Annotated in this window: 19 protein-coding genes and 1 riboswitch; of the genes, 10 read left to right on the top strand and 9 right to left on the bottom strand. The window is 72.8% G+C overall.

The features are described from left to right. Window positions 1-127: 127 nt before the first annotated feature. Genes QCD68_RS14475 through QCD68_RS14465 form a run of 3 tightly spaced genes read left to right on the top strand, consistent with a single transcriptional unit; the run spans window position 128 to window position 2,939 of the window. A complete protein-coding gene (locus QCD68_RS14475; protein ID WP_301223527.1) occupies window positions 128-925 on the top strand; it encodes an ABC transporter permease in 798 nt (265 codons plus the stop codon). Next, window positions 922-1,869 (top strand): ABC transporter permease, encoded by a 948-nt coding sequence (locus QCD68_RS14470; protein ID WP_301223526.1) that lies wholly within the window; start codon window positions 922-924, stop codon window positions 1,867-1,869. Before QCD68_RS14475 ends, QCD68_RS14470 begins: the two co-directional genes overlap by 4 nt. Then, complete coding sequence (locus QCD68_RS14465; RefSeq protein ID WP_301223525.1) at window positions 1,866-2,939, top strand: ABC transporter ATP-binding protein; 1,074 nt, start codon at window positions 1,866-1,868, stop codon at window positions 2,937-2,939. The genes QCD68_RS14470 and QCD68_RS14465 overlap by 4 nt, the downstream gene beginning before the upstream one ends. Window positions 2,940-2,997: 58 nt before the next feature. Here QCD68_RS14465 and QCD68_RS14460 read toward each other — a convergent pair whose 3' ends face one another. Further along, entirely contained in the window at window positions 2,998-3,477 is a 480-nt protein-coding gene (locus QCD68_RS14460; protein WP_111073851.1) for an NUDIX hydrolase, read from the bottom strand. A 74-nt stretch (window positions 3,478-3,551) separates the two neighbouring features. Between QCD68_RS14460 and nagB the strand changes: the two genes are divergently transcribed. Continuing rightward, window positions 3,552-4,337, top strand: coding sequence for a glucosamine-6-phosphate deaminase (gene nagB, locus QCD68_RS14455; RefSeq protein WP_111073850.1), 786 nt, complete (start codon window positions 3,552-3,554; stop codon window positions 4,335-4,337). A 3-nt stretch (window positions 4,338-4,340) separates the two neighbouring features. On the opposite strand, the gene QCD68_RS14450 is transcribed toward nagB, so the two are convergent. Continuing rightward, window positions 4,341-5,510 carry a MalY/PatB family protein gene (locus QCD68_RS14450; protein WP_301223524.1) on the bottom strand — a complete coding sequence of 390 codons (1,170 nt, stop codon included), beginning with the start codon at window positions 5,508-5,510 and terminating at the stop codon, window positions 4,341-4,343. Between the two features lie 159 nt (window positions 5,511-5,669). Between QCD68_RS14450 and QCD68_RS14445 the strand changes: the two genes are divergently transcribed. Continuing rightward, a complete protein-coding gene (locus QCD68_RS14445; RefSeq protein ID WP_301223523.1) occupies window positions 5,670-8,135 on the top strand; it encodes a GH92 family glycosyl hydrolase in 2,466 nt (821 codons plus the stop codon). A 48-nt stretch (window positions 8,136-8,183) separates the two neighbouring features. Here QCD68_RS14445 and QCD68_RS14440 read toward each other — a convergent pair whose 3' ends face one another. Beyond that, window positions 8,184-8,846 (bottom strand): peroxiredoxin-like family protein, encoded by a 663-nt coding sequence (locus tag QCD68_RS14440; protein ID WP_301223522.1) that lies wholly within the window; start codon window positions 8,844-8,846, stop codon window positions 8,184-8,186. Between the two features lie 145 nt (window positions 8,847-8,991). On the opposite strand from QCD68_RS14440, the gene QCD68_RS14435 reads away from it, so the two are divergent. Continuing rightward, complete coding sequence (locus QCD68_RS14435; RefSeq protein WP_301223521.1) at window positions 8,992-9,222, top strand: hypothetical protein; 231 nt, start codon at window positions 8,992-8,994, stop codon at window positions 9,220-9,222. Window positions 9,223-9,393: 171 nt separating this feature from the next. Next, complete coding sequence (locus tag QCD68_RS14430; protein ID WP_301223520.1) at window positions 9,394-10,197, top strand: L-threonylcarbamoyladenylate synthase; 804 nt, start codon at window positions 9,394-9,396, stop codon at window positions 10,195-10,197. On the opposite strand, the gene nagA is transcribed toward QCD68_RS14430, so the two are convergent. The 4 genes from nagA to QCD68_RS14410 are packed head-to-tail and all read right to left on the bottom strand — an operon-like array spanning window position 10,191 to window position 13,096. Next, on the bottom strand, window positions 10,191-11,345 hold the full coding sequence (gene nagA, locus QCD68_RS14425; protein ID WP_301223519.1) for an N-acetylglucosamine-6-phosphate deacetylase: 1,155 nt from the start codon (window positions 11,343-11,345) through the stop codon (window positions 10,191-10,193). The genes QCD68_RS14430 and nagA overlap by 7 nt on opposite strands. Further along, entirely contained in the window at window positions 11,342-11,749 is a 408-nt protein-coding gene (locus QCD68_RS14420; protein WP_301223518.1) for a YrdB family protein, read from the bottom strand. The genes nagA and QCD68_RS14420 overlap by 4 nt, the downstream gene beginning before the upstream one ends. A gap of 8 nt (window positions 11,750-11,757) precedes the next feature. Next, window positions 11,758-12,627 carry a formyltetrahydrofolate deformylase gene (gene purU, locus QCD68_RS14415; RefSeq protein ID WP_111073844.1) on the bottom strand — a complete coding sequence of 290 codons (870 nt, stop codon included), beginning with the start codon at window positions 12,625-12,627 and terminating at the stop codon, window positions 11,758-11,760. Window positions 12,628-12,631: 4 nt separating this feature from the next. Continuing rightward, window positions 12,632-13,096 (bottom strand): MarR family winged helix-turn-helix transcriptional regulator, encoded by a 465-nt coding sequence (locus QCD68_RS14410; protein WP_301223517.1) that lies wholly within the window; start codon window positions 13,094-13,096, stop codon window positions 12,632-12,634. Window positions 13,097-13,198: 102 nt separating this feature from the next. On the opposite strand from QCD68_RS14410, the gene QCD68_RS14405 reads away from it, so the two are divergent. Beyond that, a complete protein-coding gene (locus QCD68_RS14405) occupies window positions 13,199-14,074 on the top strand; it encodes an NmrA family NAD(P)-binding protein (RefSeq protein WP_301223516.1) in 876 nt (291 codons plus the stop codon). Window positions 14,075-14,170: 96 nt separating this feature from the next. Here the strand turns inward: QCD68_RS14405 and QCD68_RS14400 are convergent, their stop codons facing one another. Both QCD68_RS14400 and clpS read right to left on the bottom strand, forming a co-directional pair. Beyond that, complete coding sequence (locus QCD68_RS14400) at window positions 14,171-14,647, bottom strand: DUF2017 family protein (RefSeq protein ID WP_221850037.1); 477 nt, start codon at window positions 14,645-14,647, stop codon at window positions 14,171-14,173. Further along, the gene (gene clpS / locus QCD68_RS14395; RefSeq protein WP_110903463.1) at window positions 14,644-14,931 is read right to left on the bottom strand and encodes an ATP-dependent Clp protease adapter ClpS; all 288 of its coding nucleotides are present in this window, start codon (window positions 14,929-14,931) and stop codon (window positions 14,644-14,646) included. The genes QCD68_RS14400 and clpS overlap by 4 nt, the downstream gene beginning before the upstream one ends. 38 nt (window positions 14,932-14,969) lie before the next feature. Next, window positions 14,970-15,055: riboswitch (ZMP/ZTP riboswitch) on the top strand. 69 nt (window positions 15,056-15,124) lie between these two features. Between clpS and glyA the strand changes: the two genes are divergently transcribed. Further along, on the top strand, window positions 15,125-16,414 hold the full coding sequence (gene glyA / locus QCD68_RS14390; protein WP_441005192.1) for a serine hydroxymethyltransferase: 1,290 nt from the start codon (window positions 15,125-15,127) through the stop codon (window positions 16,412-16,414). Then, window positions 16,411-17,343 (top strand): tetrahydrofolate dehydrogenase/cyclohydrolase catalytic domain-containing protein, encoded by a 933-nt coding sequence (locus QCD68_RS14385; RefSeq protein WP_301223515.1) that lies wholly within the window; start codon window positions 16,411-16,413, stop codon window positions 17,341-17,343. The genes glyA and QCD68_RS14385 overlap by 4 nt, the downstream gene beginning before the upstream one ends. Window positions 17,344-17,701: the final 358 nt, after the last annotated feature.

Raw genomic sequence — 17,701 nt, 5'->3', positions numbered from 1 at the left:
CCCCCCCCCCCCCCCCCCCCCCCCCCCCCGCGCCCCCCCCCCCCCCCCCCCCCCCGCCCCCCCCCCCCCCCCCCCCCCCCCCCGCGGCGGCGTCGCGTGGCTCGGCCTCACCCCGTTCGCGGCGTACGTGCTGCTCTTCCTCGCCGTCCCGGCGGTCATCGCGGTCGGGTCCGGGTTCTTCGACGCGTCGGGCCACCCGACGCTCGCGAACCTCGCCGCGCTGGGCGACCCCAGCGTGCTGCGGGCATTCGGCGGCTCGTTCGGGCTGTCCGCGGCCTCCGCCGTGATCGGCGCCGTGGTCGGTGCGCTCGTGTGCTGGGCGCTCGCCGCGCTCCGGCCCGACGGCATCATCCGGTCGATGATCGACTCCGCCGCCAGCGTGCTGGCCCAGTTCGGCGGTGTGATGCTCGCGTTCGCGTTCATCGCCACGATCGGCACGCAGGGCCTCGTCACGGCATGGCTCGTGTCCACGTTCCACTGGGACCTCAACGCCGACGGTGCCTTCCTGTACACGGTGCCCGGCCTGGTGATCCCGTACGTCTACTTCCAGGTGCCGCTGATGGTCCTGACGTTCATGCCCGCCCTGGAGGGCGTCAAGACCCAGTGGGGCGAGGCCGCCGCCACGCTCGGCGCCTCGCGCCTCACCTACTGGCGCCGCGTGGCCCTGCCCGTGCTGGCCCCGGCGTTCTGTGGCTCGCTGCTGCTGTTGTTCGCGAACGGGTTCTCGTCGTTCGCGACCGCCGCGGCGCTCATCTCGCAGGGCGGCATCGTCCCGCTGACGATCCGCGCGCAGCTCACCAGCGAGACGATCATCGGCCTGCAGAACGTCGCGGGCGTCCTGGCCCTCGGCATGGTCGTCGTGATGGCGGTCGTGATGACGGCGTACTCGCTGCTGCAGCGTCGTGCGGCCCGGTGGCAGCGGTGAGCGCGGGAGCGCCGGCCCGTCCGGCACGTCCGGCCCGTCCGGCAGGTCCGGCCCGTCCGGCAGGTCCGGCCCGTTCCGCACGCACGTCCCGTCCCGCCCGGACAGGAGGCCCGGCCCGCGCCCCGCGGTTCGGCACGGCTCCGTCACTGGGTACCGCAGCGGTCGTCCTGGTCGTCGTCGGACTGGTCTTCGCGGTCCCGCTGGTCGCGCTGCTGCAGTTCACGTTCCGTCAGGGCACCGACGGCAGCCTGACCACGGCGCACTACACGGCCCTCGCCGACCCGGCGAACGCCGGCACCTACCAGCCGGTCTTCGACGGCCTCGGCGCCTCGCTCCTGATCGCGGTCATCGCCGTCGCGATCGTCCTGCTCGTGCTGCTGCCCGCCCAGGTCATCACCGCCCTGCACCACCCACGGCTCCGACGCATCCTGGAGTTCGTCTGCCTGGTGCCGATCACGGTGCCGGTCGTCGTGCTCGTCGTCGGCTTCGTGCCCGTCTACCAGGTCGTCGCCCAGGTGTTCGGGTCCGGCGCGTGGACGCTGTCCTTCGCCATCGGCACCATCGCGCTGCCGTTCGCCTTCCGTCCGATCTCCGCCGCGATCACCGCGATGGACCTCATCACGCTGACCGAGGCGGCCCGGTCGCTCGGTGCCTCGTGGTGGACGGTGACCTGGCGGGTGCTCCTGCCGAACCTGCGGCGGGGCATCCTCGCCGCGTGCTTCCTCACGATCACGGTCGTCCTGGGCGAGTACACCCTGGCGTCGTTCCTCTCCCGCACCACCTTCCAGACGGCACTGCTGCTCGTGCAGGGCACCGACCCGTACGTCGCGGCGATCTTCTCGCTCGGCGCGCTGGTGTTCGGCTTCCTGCTGCTCGTCGCCATCGGCCGGATCGGGCAGCGCCGCACGCGCGTCCGTCGTCCCCACCCCAAGGACCCCGCATGACCACCACCGCACCCACCGCACCCGTTGCCCCCGCGTCCCTGTCCGGCGCCGTCGTCGAGCTCGACGCCGTCGAGAAGCGCTACGGCACCCACCGGGCACTCGCGGGGCTGTCCCTCCGCGTCGAGCCGGGCGAGTTCCTGTCGCTCCTCGGGCCCTCCGGCTGCGGCAAGACGACCGCACTCCGGGCGCTCGCCGGGCTCGAGGCGATCGACGCCGGCGCCATCCGGATCGACGGCGAGGACGTGGCGAACACGCCCGCGAACAAGCGCGACATGGGGATGGTCTTCCAGCAGTACTCGCTGTTCCCGCACATGACGGTGCGGCAGAACGTGGCGTTCGGACTCGAGATGCGCAAGGTGCCGTCGTCCGAGCGGAAGTCCCGGGTCGTCGACGCGCTCGACATGGTGCACCTCGCCGACTTCGCCGACCGGTTCCCGCACCAGCTCTCCGGCGGCCAGCAGCAGCGTGTGGCACTCGCTCGCGCGCTCGTGACCCGCCCCCGCGTGCTGCTCCTCGACGAGCCGCTCTCCGCCCTCGACGCCAAGGTGCGGGTGTCCCTCCGCGAGGAGATCCGCCGCATCCAGAGCGACCTCGGCATCACGACCGTGTTCGTCACACACGACCAAGAGGAGGCGCTCGCCGTCTCCGACCGGATCGCAGTGATGAACGCCGGCGACATCGAGCAGATCGGCACGCCCGAGGAGCTCTACCGCTCGCCGTCGTCGGCGTTCACGGCGGACTTCGTCGGCCAGTCGAACCGGCTCGGCGGGGACCTGCGCGGCGGCGACGTGTTCGTCTACGGCTTCCGGGTGCCCGCGCTCGACCTCACAGTGGCGGACGGCCCGGTGCTGGCGTACGTCCGACCGGAGGACATCGCGTTCGCTGCCGAGGGCGTCACCGGACGGGTCGTCTCGTCGAGCTTCCTCGGGTCGATCCGGCGCACCACCGTCCGGCTCGACGACGACACCATCGTCACGATCCAGCACGAGGTCGGCGACCGACGTGTGTCCGGCGACCCCGTCGCGGTCCGGTTGCTCGGCGCCCCGGTCGCGGTGGCACCCGTCTCCTGACGTGTCCGTCTCCTGACCGCAGGGGGCGGGGCGGACGCGGGTCGGGCCTCCCGTCCGGTCAGCGCTCGAAGCGCGCCGCGACCTCGTCCGCCAGGGCCGCGTCGACCCGTCGGCGCATGTTCTCCGGCATGTCCGGGAGGCTCGTGACCGGCGCCCAGAACGCCTCGGTGTTCTCGCCGTCGGCCGGGTACGGGTCCCCGGAGACCCAGCGGCAGGCGAAGACGAGGTCCATGTACTGGGCGCGGTCGCCGTTCGGGTAGGTCATCGGCTCCAGCGTCTGCACCCAGGCCAGGCGTTCGGCGACGGCGACGACGTCGGCCTCCTCGAGGACCTCGCGCTCGGCGGCGACGGCGGGTTCCTCGCCCGGGTCGACGATGCCGGTGACCGGGGTCAGCGCCCCGTTGTCGGCACGGCGGACCACGAGGAGCTCGCGGTCGTCGCCCTCGCCGCGGGTGACGACTGCTGTGACGCCGGTCAGCCAGAGCAGCTCGGTGCCGACCTTCTCGCGCAGCGACAGGACGAAGTCGGGGGTGGGCATGCCGCCACGCTACCGGGCTCGGCCGACGGGTCGGCCCCCTGTCGCCGACTGGTCATGACCAGTAGACTGCGCTCGTGGAGATCATCATCCTGCCCACTCCGGCGGAGGTCGGTCGCGTCGCCGCGGCCAAGATCGCGTCGGTCGTCACGGAGAAGCCGTCCGCGGTCGTCGGACTCGCCACGGGGTCGAGCCCTGAAGGCATCTACGCCGACCTGCGTCGACGCGTCGAGGCCGGCGAGTTGTCGTTCGCACAGGCCCGCGGGTTCGCGCTCGACGAGTACGTCGGTATCCCGCTCGAGCACCCGGAGTCGTATGCCAGCGTCATCGCCCGCGACGTCGTCGGGCCGCTCGGCTTCGACCCCAGCCGGGTCCGCGTGCCGGACGGGCGCGCCGGGGACCTGGCGTTCGCCGCGAAGGAGTACGACGCCGCGATCCGCGCCGCCGGCGGGGTCGACGTGCAGATCCTCGGCATCGGGGCGAACGGGCACATCGGGTTCAACGAGCCGACGTCCTCGTTCGCGTCCCGCACCCGCATCAAGACCCTGGCGCCGTCCACGCGAGAGGCGAACGCCCGCTTCTTCGACTCGCCCGACCAGGTGCCGACGCACTGCATGACGCAGGGGCTCGGCACGATCCTCGAGGCCCGCGAGCTCGTCCTCGTTGCCCAGGGCTCGGCGAAGGCGGACGCGATCGCCGCCGCGGTCGAGGGGCCGCTGTCGTCCTTCGTGCCCGGCTCGGCGCTGCAGCTGCACGAGCACGCCACGGTCGTCGTCGACGAGGAGGCGGCCGCGGGCCTCCGTCTCGCCGACTACTACCGCTACACGTACGCCAACAAGCCGACCTGGCAGCGCTTCGAGTAGGGGTCAGACGGCGGCGGCCAGGCGGGACAGGCCCTCGCGGAGGGTGTCCTCGGAGCAGCCGAAGTTGAGCCGGGCGTGCCCGATGCCCTGGCGCCCGAAGTCCCGGCCGTTCGACAGCGCCACCTTCGCCTCGTCGACCAGCCGGAGCGCCGGGTCCTCGCCCCACGGCAGGGCCCGGAGGTCGAGCCACGCCAGGTACGACGCCTGCGGCTGCCGGTACCCCGCCCCCGGCAGCGCCGTGCCGAGCTCCTCGGCCAGGATCCGCCGGTTCGTGGCCAGCTCGGCGAGCAGGGACGCCAACCAGGGCCCGCCCTCCGAGAACGCGGCGACGCTCGCGGTGTAGCCGAGGATCCCGGTGCGCTCGACGACCTCGACCGGCATCCCGTCGAACCACGCCCGAGCCCGGTCCGAGGCGCCGATCATCAGGGCGCACTTCGTCCCGGCCGTGTTCCACGCCTTGCTGGCACTCGTCAGGGCCACCCCGAGGGTCGCGGCCTCCGGGCAGCAGTCGAGGAACGGCGTGAACGTGGCGTCGGCGTGCACGAGCGGCGCGTGGATCTCGTCCGACACCACGACCGCGTCCCACTCCGCCGCCAGCCGGGCCAGCGCCACCAGTGACTGCCGGTCGTGCACCAGGCCGAGGGGGTTGTGCGGGTTGCAGAGCAGCACCGTGCGGGCGCCCTCGGCGAACGCCTGCCGGACGCCGTCCAGGTCCATCCGCCACCCGGCCGTCGTGTCGTACGGGTCGGAGATGCCCGCCGGGGCCAGGAGCGGCACCTCGGTCACGGAGCCGCCGGCCTCGGTCACGTAGTCCCAGAACGGCGGGTAGACCGGCGGCATGACGACGACCTGGTCGCCGGGCTCGATCACCCGGCGGAGCGTCTCGACCGCCGCGACCGAGACGTCCGTCGTGGTCCGCACCAGGTCCGGGTCGACCGCCCAGTCCCACCGGTCGGCGGCGAAGTCGGCGAAGGCTTCGGGCAGCGCCCGGCCGTGTCCGACGTAGCCGGTGTCCCCGTCGGTGACCGCGCGCACCAGGGCGTCCCGTACCGGTTCCGCGAGGGCGCAGTCCATCTCCGCGACGAACATCGGCAGCACGTCCGCGTCGTACACGGTGTACTTCTCGCTCGTGCGGGTCCGGCGGGCATCGAACAGCGAGACCATGACGCTCATGCGGGTCATCCTCGCAGCACGGACGGCCGCCGACCAGGGGCAGCGGCACACCCGGGTCGCCGCAGAGGCCCGGCGCCCGGGCGACCACGACGTGAACAGCACCCGACCGCTCCGTGACACCGCGTGCGTCCCCCGTCCGAGGGGGCTACCGTCGCCCTCGTGAACCGCTCCCGCGTGCACCGTCGCCCGCCCTTCCGTCCGGTCCCGCTCGCCGCAGCGGCCACGATCGCCGCGCTGCTCGGCACCGGGGTGGTCGCGGCACCGGCCAGCGCCGCCACCGCGACCGGTGCTGCGGGGGTGACCACGGCCTCCCGGCCGGTCACTGACCCTGCCGCCTCCGTCGACCCGTTCATCGGGACCAGCCACGACGGCAACACCTGGCCCGGCGCGACCGCGCCCTTCGGGATGATGCAGTGGAGCCCGACCGGCACGAAGGGCGACCAGACCTCGACCCCGGTCGCGAACGGCTACTCGTACGACGTGAACCGCCTGCGCGGGTTCAGCCTGACCCACCTCAACGGTGCCGGCTGCGCCCCGGGCGCCGCGGGTGACGTGCCGATCATGCCGATCACGACGGCCGTGAGCACCTCGCCCTCCGCGGACACCACCGACGCGGTCTACGCCGCCGGCTACTCGCACGACCAGGAGTCCGCCAGCCCCGGCCGCTACTCCGTCCAGCTCGACAACGGCGTCCGCACCGACCTCGCCGTCACGACCCGCGCCGGCATCGGCGAGTTCGCGTTCCCGGCCGGGCAGGCCGCGAACCTGCTGTTCCGCACCTCGAACTCGATCAACGGCAGCGAGGCCGCCGACACCCGCGTCGACGCCCGCACCCGCACGGTGAGCGGCAGCGTCCTGACCGGCGGGTTCTGCAGCCGCCGCGCGAACGGCGGCGGCGCCACCAACCCCGACCGCCGCAGCTACTACCGCCTGTACTTCACGGCCACCTTCGACCGCGACTTCACGACGACCGGCACGTGGAAGGACGGGACCGTCCAGCCGGGAGGCACGCACGCCGCCGGTGGGGAGGGGTACCTCACCGGCGCCGACCGTGCCGGACGCGGCTCCGGCGCGTGGGTCGGCTTCGACGCGCGTCGCGGGGCCACCGTGCACGCCCGGATCGGCATCTCGTACGTCAGCGCCGCGGGCGCGGTCGCGAACCGGGACGCCGAGGTGCGGAAGCACGCGAGCGTCGCCAGCGTGGCGGCGGCGACCCGAGCCTCCTGGAACCGCGAACTGTCGCGCATCCGGGTCGGTGGCGGCACCGCGGACCGGACCACGCAGCTGTACACGTCGGTGTACCACGCGCTCATGCAGCCGAACACGCTGAACGACCGCGACGGCCGGTACCTCGGGCCGGACATGCGGGTGCACCGCATCGACCGCGGGCACCGCGCCGTCTACGGCACGTACTCCGGCTGGGACCAGTACCGGGCGCAGATCCAGCTGCTCGCCCTGCTGCGGCCGGACGTCGCCGGGGACATGGCCCAGTCGATGCTGCGGTTCGCCCAGCAGAACGGCGGGATCTGGGACCGGTGGCTGCACCTCGGTGCGCCGACCCACGTGATGACGGGCGACCCCTCGGCTGCGACCCTCGCCACCTGGTACGCCATGGGGGTGCGGAACTTCGACGTCCGTGCCGCCTACGAGTCGCTGCGGAAGCAGGCGACCGTGCAGAACGCCGACGCCCTCAGTGACATCGGGTGCCCGGGGCAGTGCCTGGCGCAACGGCCGGGCCTCGACCAGTACCTGCAGCGGCAGTACGCGGCGAACGACGACTGCCACTGCTGGGGCGGTGCCGCCGAGACGCTCGAGGACTCGATCTCCGACAGCGCCCTCGGCTCGTGGGCCTCGTCGCTGGGCCTGCGGTCCGACGCCCGGATGTTCGCCGCCCGTGGCACGTACTGGAAGAACACGTTCAACCCGGCCGTCGGGTACCAGGCAGCACGGCAGGCCGACGGCACCTGGGCACCCGGGTGGGCGCCGTCGACCGGGGTCGGCTTCGCGCAGGGGACCAGTGCGCAGTACACCTGGCTCGTGCCGCAGGACGTCAGTGGCCTGTCCGCTGCCCTCGGCGGTGACGCGGCCGCGGTGGCACGCCTCGATGCCTTCTTCCACGACACGTCCGGTGCCTTCGCGGTGACCGGCGGCGACGCGACGAAGTTCGACCCGACCAACGAGCCCGACATCCACACGCCGTGGATGTACAACGCGCTCGGCCAGCCGTGGAAGACGCAGGAGACCGTCCGCCGGGTCGTCGACGACGCCTACGGCACCGGGCCGAGCGGACTGCCCGGAAACGACGACCTCGGCACGATGAGCGCCTGGTACGTGTTCGCCTCGATCGGGCTCTACCCGCAGACGCCGGGACGGGCCGAGATGCTCATCGGCAGCCCGACGTTCAGCACGGTCGACATCCGGCGGGGGAGTGGGCAGCGGATCGTCATCCGGTCGTCCGGCACCGACCAGTACGTGCAGGGTGCGCGGCTCGACGGCCGGACGCTGACGAAGTCGTGGGTACCGGCGTCCGTCGTGAACCGGGGTGGCACGCTGTCGCTCCGGGTCGGAGCGACGCCGGACACCGAGTGGGCGACCGCCCCGCGGGACCGACCGCAGGACCGGTAGGCGCGGGCGGGCGGGAGTCGGACGGGGCCTCGGTCCGGGCCGGGCCCGCTACCCGACGACGCGGGTGACCGCGGCCAGGATCTCCGGCACCTCGGTCCGGGTCGTGTAATCGGCGTGCACGTCGGCGAACCGCACCACCCGGTTCCCGTCGACCAGGAACACCGACGGGAACGGGATCTGCGCGGTGTCGTCGGCGTTGCTGTCCGCGACGTCGAAGCCGAGCGCGGTGTGCGCCTGGCGTGCCGCCGAACTCGGGGCGGTGACGATGCCGAGCGCGGCGGCGAGCGCGTTGCCCGGGTCGGAGAGCACCGGGAACGCCAGCTCGCCGTTCGCGACCGCGAGTTCGGACCCCTCGGGTGTCTGTGGCGAGACCGCGAGCAGGCGCACCCCGCGGGCCTGGAGCTCCGGCAGCAGGTCCTGCTGGTACGTCCGCAGCGTGAGGTTGCAGTACGGGCACCAGGCGCCGCGGTAGAACACGACCACCGCGGGGTCGCCGTCGAGTTCGGCGGCGAGTGACGTCGTCGCCCCGCCCGGCGTCAACAGCGACGCGTCCGGCACGACGGTCCCGAGGTCGGCGGCACCGCTCGGCACCCCGGCGGAGCGGAGGTCGGCCTGTTCCTGGTCGAAGACGGCGCTGAGCTCGGGGCCGATCTGCGCGGTGAACCCGTCGTTGAACGTGGTGACCTGCTCGGCGAGGGACTGCTTGGGCATGGGGCTCCTCAGGAGGGGCCGGCGGCGGGTCCACCGGTGTCCGGAGCCTATGCAGGGGCTCCGGAGTGCGGGTGTTCCGGCGTCACGCAGTGTCACGGGGCAGTCGAGGTGCACTGCTCCTCAGCCGAGCGCTACTGTTCGTGCCATGCAGCGTCGCCGCCCCACCGCCCTGATCGGGATCGTCCTCGTCGTGTACGGGGCCGTGATGCTCGTCGTCGGCGGCGTCAGCAACGCGAACAGCCCGGCGGGGGACGCGAACATCGGTGCCGGCGCGTGGTTCGTCGGCGGAGCGCTCGTCGTCCTGGTCGGACTCGTCGTCTGGGCGGTCCAGGGCGTCCTCGCGCAGCGCCGGGCAGCGCGCAGCCAGGGGCGCTAGCCCGCGGCCGACCGGCCAGTCGCCCGCGTCCGCTGAGCGCCCTCGCCGACCGCCGGGTCCGAGGCTCCGGAGACTTCCCACAGGAGTGCTCCGCGGCCCCCGAACGCTCCCTAGGCTCCCGCTGTCAGACGATCGTCTGGCGGAGCCAACTGCGAGCGGACGAGGAACCCGATGAGCGCTGAGACACCCGCGATCCCCACCACGACCACCGAGCACTGGACCGAGGGCGTGCCGCGCACCGCCGTCGACGCCCTGCTCCGCTCGGGCGGCCTGGCCGTCGTGCCGACCAAGGTCGGCTACATCCTGATGACCACCGACCGCGCCGGCCTCGAGCGCAAGTTCGACGCGAAGCAGCGCAACCGCAACAAGCCCGGTGTCGTGCTCGTCAGCTCGCTCGAGATGCTCCGGTCCATCGCCCAGCTCACCCCGGAGATCGACGCCCTGTACCAGCGGTGCTGGGACGAGGACGTCCTGCTCGGGTGCATCCTGCCGTGGAGCGACGCCGGACGAGCGGCGCTACCCGAGGACGGTTCCGACGAGCTCATGACGGACACCCGCGGCACGTCCTGCTTCGTGATCAAGTTCGGCGTCCCCGGTGAACTCGCCGCCCGCGAGCTCTGGACGCAGCACGGCCGCTTCGCGTTCGCCAGTTCCGCCAACCCGTCGGGGACGGGCAACCGCGGTGTCGTCGCCGGCATCGGCGAGCGGATCGCCGAGTCCGCCGACGTCGTCATCGAGGCCGACGACTACGTGGCCTCGATCCAGCCGGAGGCGACCGCCGAGACCCGCTACGAACAGGGCGTGATGGTCTCGATGGTGGACGCGGCCGGTGTGCTCGTGCCGCAGCAGGACGGCCAGCGCTCGGTGACCCCGGCGCCGACGCTGATCCGGAAGGGCCTGGCCGTCGACCGGATCATGGGTCTGCTCGCCGACACGTTCACGAGCTGGGACTACCGGCAGGGCGAGTACTACTGATCGAGCGGCTGCCCGGCGCCCCACACCCGGAGCACCTCGAGCGCCGGTGACAGCGCGACCAGGTCCGCCGCGAACCCGGGCGCGAGCCGTCCGAACCGGTCGCCGAGTCCGATCGCCCGGGCCGGCACGCTGGTCAGGGCCGCCACAGCGTCGGGCAGCGACTGCCCGGTGAGCCGCACGGCGTTCCTCAGTGCGACGTCCTGCGTCAGCGTCGAGCCGGCGATCGTGTCCGTCCCGGTGACGTGCGCGACACCGTCCGTCACGGTGACGTCGAGCGACCCGAGTCGGTAGGGGCCGTCGGCAGCGCCGGCGGCCCCCATCGCGTCGGTGATGAGGGCGATCCGCCCGGGGGCGGCGCGGAACAGCGTGCGTGCGGCGGCCGGGTGCACGTGCACGCCGTCGAGGATGAGTTCGAGGGTCACCCGCTCGTCCTCGACGGCGGCACCGATCGGCCCGGGGCGGCGGTGGTGCAGGCCCGGCATCGCGTTGAACGCGTGCGTCAGGACGGTCGCGCCGGCGTCGAACGCCGCGCGCGCCTGCTCGTACGTGCCGACGGTGTGCCCGACCGCGACGGTCACCCCGGCCTGGACGAACCGGCGGACCGCGTCGAGTGCGCCGGGCAGTTCGGGCGCGATCGTCACCTGGCGGATCACGCCCGCACCTGCGGCGAGCAGCGCCTCGACGGCGGCGGGTGTCGGGGCGACGAGGAAGTCCTCGTTGTGGGCGCCCTTGTTGTCCGGCGACAGGAACGGCCCCTCGAGGTGGGCCCCGAGCAGCAGCGGATCGCTCGCCATCACGTCGCGGATCCGGCTGAGCGAGCGCACCAGGTCCGGCACCGGGTTCGCCACGAGGCTGACGACCGAGCGGGTGGTCCCGTGCATCCGGTGGGCGGCCAGGGCCGCGCTGAAGTCGTCGTCCTCGTACGCCTGGGTCGCCCCGCCGTGCCCGTGCAGGTCGACGAATCCGGGCACCAGGGTCGCGTCGCCGAGGTCGACGACCTCGTCCGCGTCCGGTGCGACGCCCGTCCCGGCCTGGAGGATCGTGTCCCCGCCGACGAGCACCCACCCGTCCGTCACGGGGCCGGCCCCGTCGACCAGGCGGGCGGCGCGGACCAGGGTGGTGCGGGCCTCCAGACCGGCGTCGCTCATGCGGTCTCCCGCCGGGCCGTGACGATCCCGCTCACGGCGGCCACCACCACGAAGACGAGTCCGACGGCCGGGTGGCCGAGCGAGATCCAGGTGGCGCCGGCCGCGATGACGAGGGCGACCTCGACGATGGTCTTGCCCACCACGTCGGTCTCGATCGGTGAGCGCGGCGAGCGGAAGAAGTACCAGACCACCGCGGCGAACAGCGGTGCGCCGACGATGAAGAACAGCGCCGGGAACGGGTACGGCCAGGTCAGGTACCCCCAGTACGCCAAGGACAGCAGGCCGAAGGCGCAGACGACGAACCGGACGACGCTCCACACGTCGATCCGTCGCTGCGAGGTGGCCGGAGCAACCGGGACGTGGTCGTCACCGGGGTCGATCGGGCTGCGGGGTGCGTCGCGCATGACCGGCCCTACTTGAAGATGATCGTGCGCGCACCGTCGAGGAGCACGCGGTCCTCGGCGATCCAGCGCACGGCCTGGGTCAGGGTGCGGGACTCCTCGTCCTGCCCGATCGACACGAGCTCGGCGGGTTCCTTGGTGTGGTCCACACGGACGACGTTCTGTTCGATGATCGGGCCCTCGTCCAGGTCGCTCGTGACGAAGTGGGCGGTGGCACCGATGAGCTTGACGCCACGGGCGTGCGCCTGCCGGTACGGGTTCGCGCCCTTGAAGCCCGGCAGGAACGAGTGGTGGATGTTCACGGCGCGACCGGCCAGGGCGGCGCAGAGCTCGGGGGAGAGGATCTGCATGTACCGGGCGAGGACGACGAGTTCGATGTCGTGCTCGTCGACCGCCTCGAGGATCCGGCGCTCCATGGCGGCCTTCGACTCGGCGTCGGTGACGGGCCGGTGCTCGAACGGCACCGAGTAGAACGACGCCAGCTCGGCGAGGTCGGGGTGGTTCGCCAGCACCAGGGGCACGTCGATCGGCAGCTGGCCGCCGCGCTGCCGGTAGAGCAGGTCGTTCAGGCAGTGCCCGGCCTTCGATACGAGCACGAGGGTCCGCATCGGACGACCGACGACGTCGAGCTGGACGCGCATGCCGTAGCGCTCGACGACCGGGGCCAGGGACTCCTGGAAGGTCTGCCGGTCGACCGGCGCCATCACCTGCAGGCGCATGAAGAACGTGTTCGTGTCGGCGCTCGAGAACTGCTGCGACTCGGTGATGTTGCCCTCGGCCGCGACCACGGCTCCGGACACGGCGTGCACGATCCCCGGCTGGTCGTCGCAGACCAGCGTGAGGGTCCAGTGCGTGGGGTTCTCGGGCGTCGGGTCGGTCACCGGTTCAGGGTACCGGGGCGTCGACCGGGTCGCTGGCGTCACCGAGCAGCGGGCGCAGGGTCGCGACGAGGGCGGCGCTGCCGTCGGGGTCGTCGCCGAACCACCGGTTGCTGGCGTGCACGACCGGGTACGCCTGGCTCAGCAGGTCGCGGCCCGCCGGGGTCAGTCGGATGCGGGAGAGCCGGCCGCGTCCCCGCTCCGTGCCCCGGTCGAGCAGCCCGCGCTCGCCGAGTCCGGTGACGAGCGGCGTCATGCTCTGCGGTCGGACACCCACGGCCCGTGCGAGGTCCGCCTGGCTGAGCCCGTCGGCCGCGGCGAGCTGCACGAGGACGCCGAACTCGACCGGGGTCAGGTCGAGCGGGTCCAGTTCGGCCGCCAGGCGTCGGGCGAGTTCGCGGGCGGCCCGGATGACGGTCCACGCGGCGATGGCGTCGACGTCGTCTCGCGTCGCTGAGAACTCCCGGGGCACACGTCGATCGTACGGCGTACCGTTCGGTATCAGAAAGCTGATACCGACGCTGCGGGTCCGGCCCGCACCACCAGGGTCTGACCCGCACCACCAGGAGGAACCATGCGCGACACCATCGCAGTCACCGGCGCGACCGGCGACGTCGGCGGCAAGGCCATCGAGATGCTGCACGCCGCCGGCGCGGACGTCCGCGCCGTCGTCCGCCGCCCCGACCAGGTCCGGGCGTTCCGCGACCGCGGCATCGACGCCCGCCTCGCCGACCTGGACGACGGCGAGGCCCTGACCACCGCACTCGAGGGCGTCGACCAGCTGTTCCTCGTCACCGCCGCCACCGAACGCCAGGCGGAGCACGGCATCACCGCCGTCCACGCCGCCCGTACCGCCGGGGTCCGCGCGATCGTCCAGCTCTCCGGCGGAGACGCGGCGGAACACTCGCCGATGCCCTGGGCCAGCGCCATCTGGCGGATCGACCGGGCCGTCCGGGCGAGCGGCCTGGAACGCACGATCCTGCACCCGTCCGGCTTCATGACGAACCTGGTCCCCTCCGGACCGGCGATCCGCCGCGGGGTCTTCCCGCAGACGATGGGCGACGGCGTCATCGGCTGGATCGACACGCTCGACATCGCCCGCGTCGCCAGCACGGTCCTGCAGGGCGGGGTCCACCACGGCGACGAGCCCGTCCTGACCGGGCCGGAACTGCTCGACGGCCGCGGTGTCGCCCGGGAACTCAGCACCGGACTCGGCCGGCCCGTGCGCTACCTGCACCTGCCGAGCCGGGTGTTCGGCGGCATGCTGCGCCTGACCGGCATGCCCGCCTGGCAGGCCGAGGGGCTCCGGCAGCAGTTCGGCGTGGTCGCGCGGCGTGGCCTCGACGGGGTCGACGTGCTCACGCACGAGGTCGAGCGGATCACCGGCACCGCGGCGACCCCGTTCTCCGGGTGGGCGCGGGCGCACCGGCGGGAGCTGCTGGGGCGGTGACCCGCCGGTCGCGGGACCGGGACGGGACGGACGGGAGGCCCGTGGCGGCCGTGCTGCGTGCCTCCCGTCCGGCAGACGCACCGGCGAGCAGCGCCGTCAGCGTGCGGAGATCGTGACGACCAGGTGCTCCTGCACGTACCCGAGCCAGTCGTAGACGTCCCGCAGCCCGACGCTGCCGTCGTCCCCGTCCAGCCCGTTGTCCGCCGTCGCACGGTCGACGATGCCCAGCCGGTCCGCGATCGTCAGCCGCAGGTCCGTCAGCGACCGGAGCCACGCCTGCTCGTCCGACCGGCTCAGTGCGCCCTCGCGGGCGCCGGTCAGCCACTCGTGGACGACGGCCGCGTTCGCGGACTTGGCGGTGCGCAGGTCCTCCTGCGTGTAGCGGCGGAACTCGGCGCTGGCCTCGTCGTCCTCGGGGTAGGCGTCCGGGAACATCCGGACCGCGACCGGGTCCGTCGCCAGGTCGTGGTCCAGGACCTGGCGCAGCTGCTCGACCAGCGAGGTGAGGACGGCGCGCTCGCCGGCGGCCAGTCCGAGGTGCACGCCGTCGGCGCGGCGGACGAAGGGGATCACGCGGCGGGGGCCCGGTCGACGGTCGCCTGCAGGCCGTAGCCGTGCATGGCCTCCACGTGGCGTTCCATCTCCTCGCGGTGGCCGGTCGCGACGATCGCGCGCCCGTCGGAGTCGACCTGGTGCATCAGCCGCTCGGCCTTCGCGCGTGGGAACCCGAAGTAGGACTCGAAGACGTAGGTGACGTACGACATCAGGTTGACCGGGTCGTCCCACACCACGGTCGTCCACGGGACGTCCGCGCGCACCGAGGTCCGCTCGTCGACGTCCGGACTCAGCATGGTCATGGAGTCAAGGGTGACACGAACCGGTGGCCTCGGTACGATCGAGGCGTCGCGACTGGCGTTGGATGGGTCACCATCGGGAAGCGACACCTGACACGGTGCGCGGCCGTACGCCTGGGCCGCAACCAATCGTCCACCCCGTCGTGCGTCTGCTCGGCGGTGTCGCGCTCCGGCGCGCCAGACAACGAGGAGTCCCGTGTCCATCACCGACCTGTCGCCCGCAGCGACCCAGTCGTCCTTCAACGCCCCCCTCTCCGAGGTCGACCCGGAGATCGCCGCCGTCCTGCAGCAGGAGCTCGGGCGTCAGCGCGACTTCCTCGAGATGATCGCCTCCGAGAACTTCGTGCCGCGCGCGATCCTCGAGTCGCAGGGTTCCGTCCTGACGAACAAGTACGCCGAGGGCTACCCCGGAAAGCGCTACTACGGCGGCTGCGAGTACGTCGACGTCGCCGAGCAGCTCGCGATCGACCGTGCCAAGGCGCTCTTCGGTGCCGCGTACGCCAACGTCCAGCCGCACTCCGGCGCGACCGCGAACGCCGCCGTCCTGCACGCCATCGCCTCGGCCGGGGACACCATCCTGGGCCTCGAGCTCGCCCACGGTGGTCACCTCACCCACGGCATGAAGCTGAACTTCTCCGGCCGGATCTACAACGCCGTCTCGTACGGCGTCGACCCGGAGACCTTCGAGGTCGACTACGACGACATCCGCGCCAAGGCCATCGAGCACCAGCCGAAGGTCCTGATCGCCGGCTGGTCGGCGTACCCGCGCCAGCTGGACTTCGCGAAGTTCCGTGAGATCGCGGACGAGGTCGGCGCCAAGCTCTGGGTCGACATGGCGCACTTCGCCGGTCTCGTCGCCGCGGGCCTGCACCCGTCGCCGGTCCCGCACGCACACGTCGTCTCCTCGACCGTGCACAAGACCCTGGCCGGTCCCCGCTCGGGCATCATCCTGTCCAACGACGAGACGCTGTTCAAGAAGCTCAACTCGGCCGTCTTCCCGGGGCAGCAGGGTGGCCCGCTCATGCACGTCATCGCGGCGAAGGCCACCGCGTTCCTGCTCGCCGGCACCCCGGAGTTCAAGGACCGCCAGGAGCGCACCATCCGCGGCGCCCAGGCTCTCGCGGCTCGTCTGATCCAGCCCGACGCCAAGAGCGCGGGCATCGACGTCCTCACCGGCGGCACCGACGTGCACCTGGTGCTCGTCGACCTGCGCGAGTCCGAGGTCGACGGCAAGCAGGCCGAGGACCTCCTGCACGAGGTCGGCATCACCGTGAACCGCAACTCCGTGCCGTTCGACCCGCGTCCGCCGATGGTCACCTCGGGTGTCCGCATCGGCACCTCGGCGCTGGCGACCCGCGGGTTCGGCGACGCCGAGTTCGCCGAGGTCGCGGACATCATCGCGCTGACGCTGATGCCGAACCCCGACGTGGCAGCACTCTCGGCCCGGGTGAAGACCCTGACCGACGCGTTCCCGCTCTACGCGTGAGCGACACGACGGTTCCCCTGCCCGCCGAGCGGTGGGCAGGGGAGGGCTCCGCCGTGCGCATCGACGGCACCGCCCTCGCCGCCCGGACACTCGACGACCTGAAGGTCCGCATCGACCGGCTGCACGACCACGGCTTCCGGCCGGGTCTCGGCACGATCATGGTCGGACAGAACCCCGGCTCGGTGTCCTACGTCGCCGGCAAGCACCGCGACTCGGCACAGATCGGGCTCGACTCGATCCGCATCGACCTGCCGGAGACCGCCAGTGCCGCGGACATCCGCGGAGCGATCCTGCAGATGAACGACGACCCCCGAGTCACCGCGTTCATCGTGCAGCTCCCGCTGCCGCAGGGCATCGACCCGATCCCGATGCTCGAGCTGATGAACCCGGCGAAGGACGCCGACGGCCTGCACCCGACGAACCTCGGCGAGCTCGTGCTCGCCGTCCCCGGTGGTGCCGGCACGATCGACGCCCCGCTGCCGTGCACCCCGCGCGGTATCGTCGCGATGCTCGAGGCGTACGACATCCCGATCCGGGGCCAGCACGTCACGATCATCGGGCAGGGTCTGACCGTGGGCCGGCCGCTCGGTCTGCTGCTCACCCGCCTCGAGGCCACCGCCACGCTGACGCACTCGCTCACCGAGGACGTCGCCGCCGAGTGCCGCCGTGCCGACATCATCGTCGCGGCCGCCGGGGTCGCCGGGCTGGTGCAGCCGGACTGGGTGAAGCCCGGCGCGGCGGTCATCGACGTGGGCATCAGTCGCGTGCTCGACGAGGGCACGGGCAAGGCCAAGCTCCGCGGCGACGTCGACCCCTCGGTCGCCTCGGTCGCCGGGTTCCTCTCGCCGACGCCGGGCGGTGTGGGTCCGATGACCCGCGCGATGCTCATGAAGAACGTCGTCGAGGCGGCGGAGCGCCACCTGCACTAGCCGCGCTGCCGAGCCTCGCCCCTGCGGACAGCTTGTGGCGCACGTGCGCCGACGGCGGCGCCGGCCCGGCCGTGGTGCCGTTGGCACCCGCACAACGGCAACCGCAGCGCGCCACGGTTTCCCGTGGTGCGGGGCGGTTGCTGTTGTGCGAAGGCGCAGGCGCGGCCGGTGGCCGAGCCTCGCCCTGCGCGGCGCGGCGCTGGCCGCCGGCGTCGAGTCCGCCCGGCCGAGCCTCGGTCGGCTCGGCGGCCGGGAGGCGCGGCGTGCGCCGACGACGGCGGCGCCGGCCCGGCCGTGGTGCCTTTGGCACCCGCGCAACGGCAACCGCCTCGCGCCACGGTTTCCCGTGGTGCGAGGC

The sequence above is a fragment of the Curtobacterium sp. PsM8 genome, assembly GCF_030433875.1.
GTDB lineage: Bacteria > Actinomycetota > Actinomycetes > Actinomycetales > Microbacteriaceae > Curtobacterium.
The sequence above is the reverse complement of the archived record's forward strand: the minus strand, read 5'-3'. Positions and strand labels throughout refer to the sequence as shown.

What these genes read in the sequence shown, in the direction of transcription:
- QCD68_RS14465 (WP_301223525.1), top strand. Translation starts at nt 1,866, where the DNA reads ATGACCACCACCGCACCCACCGCACCCGTTGCCCCCGCGTCCCTGTCC.
- QCD68_RS14460 (WP_111073851.1), bottom strand. Translation starts at nt 3,477, where the DNA reads ATGCCCACCCCCGACTTCGTCCTGTCGCTGCGCGAGAAGGTCGGCACC.
- QCD68_RS14450 (WP_301223524.1), bottom strand. Translation starts at nt 5,510, where the DNA reads ATGAGCGTCATGGTCTCGCTGTTCGATGCCCGCCGGACCCGCACGAGC.
- QCD68_RS14440 (WP_301223522.1), bottom strand. Translation starts at nt 8,846, where the DNA reads ATGCCCAAGCAGTCCCTCGCCGAGCAGGTCACCACGTTCAACGACGGG.
- QCD68_RS14435 (WP_301223521.1), top strand. Translation starts at nt 8,992, where the DNA reads ATGCAGCGTCGCCGCCCCACCGCCCTGATCGGGATCGTCCTCGTCGTG.
- QCD68_RS14430 (WP_301223520.1), top strand. Translation starts at nt 9,394, where the DNA reads ATGAGCGCTGAGACACCCGCGATCCCCACCACGACCACCGAGCACTGG.
- nagA (WP_301223519.1), bottom strand. Translation starts at nt 11,345, where the DNA reads ATGAGCGACGCCGGTCTGGAGGCCCGCACCACCCTGGTCCGCGCCGCC.
- QCD68_RS14420 (WP_301223518.1), bottom strand. Translation starts at nt 11,749, where the DNA reads ATGCGCGACGCACCCCGCAGCCCGATCGACCCCGGTGACGACCACGTC.
- QCD68_RS14405 (WP_301223516.1), top strand. Translation starts at nt 13,199, where the DNA reads ATGCGCGACACCATCGCAGTCACCGGCGCGACCGGCGACGTCGGCGGC.
- clpS (WP_110903463.1), bottom strand. Translation starts at nt 14,931, where the DNA reads ATGACCATGCTGAGTCCGGACGTCGACGAGCGGACCTCGGTGCGCGCG.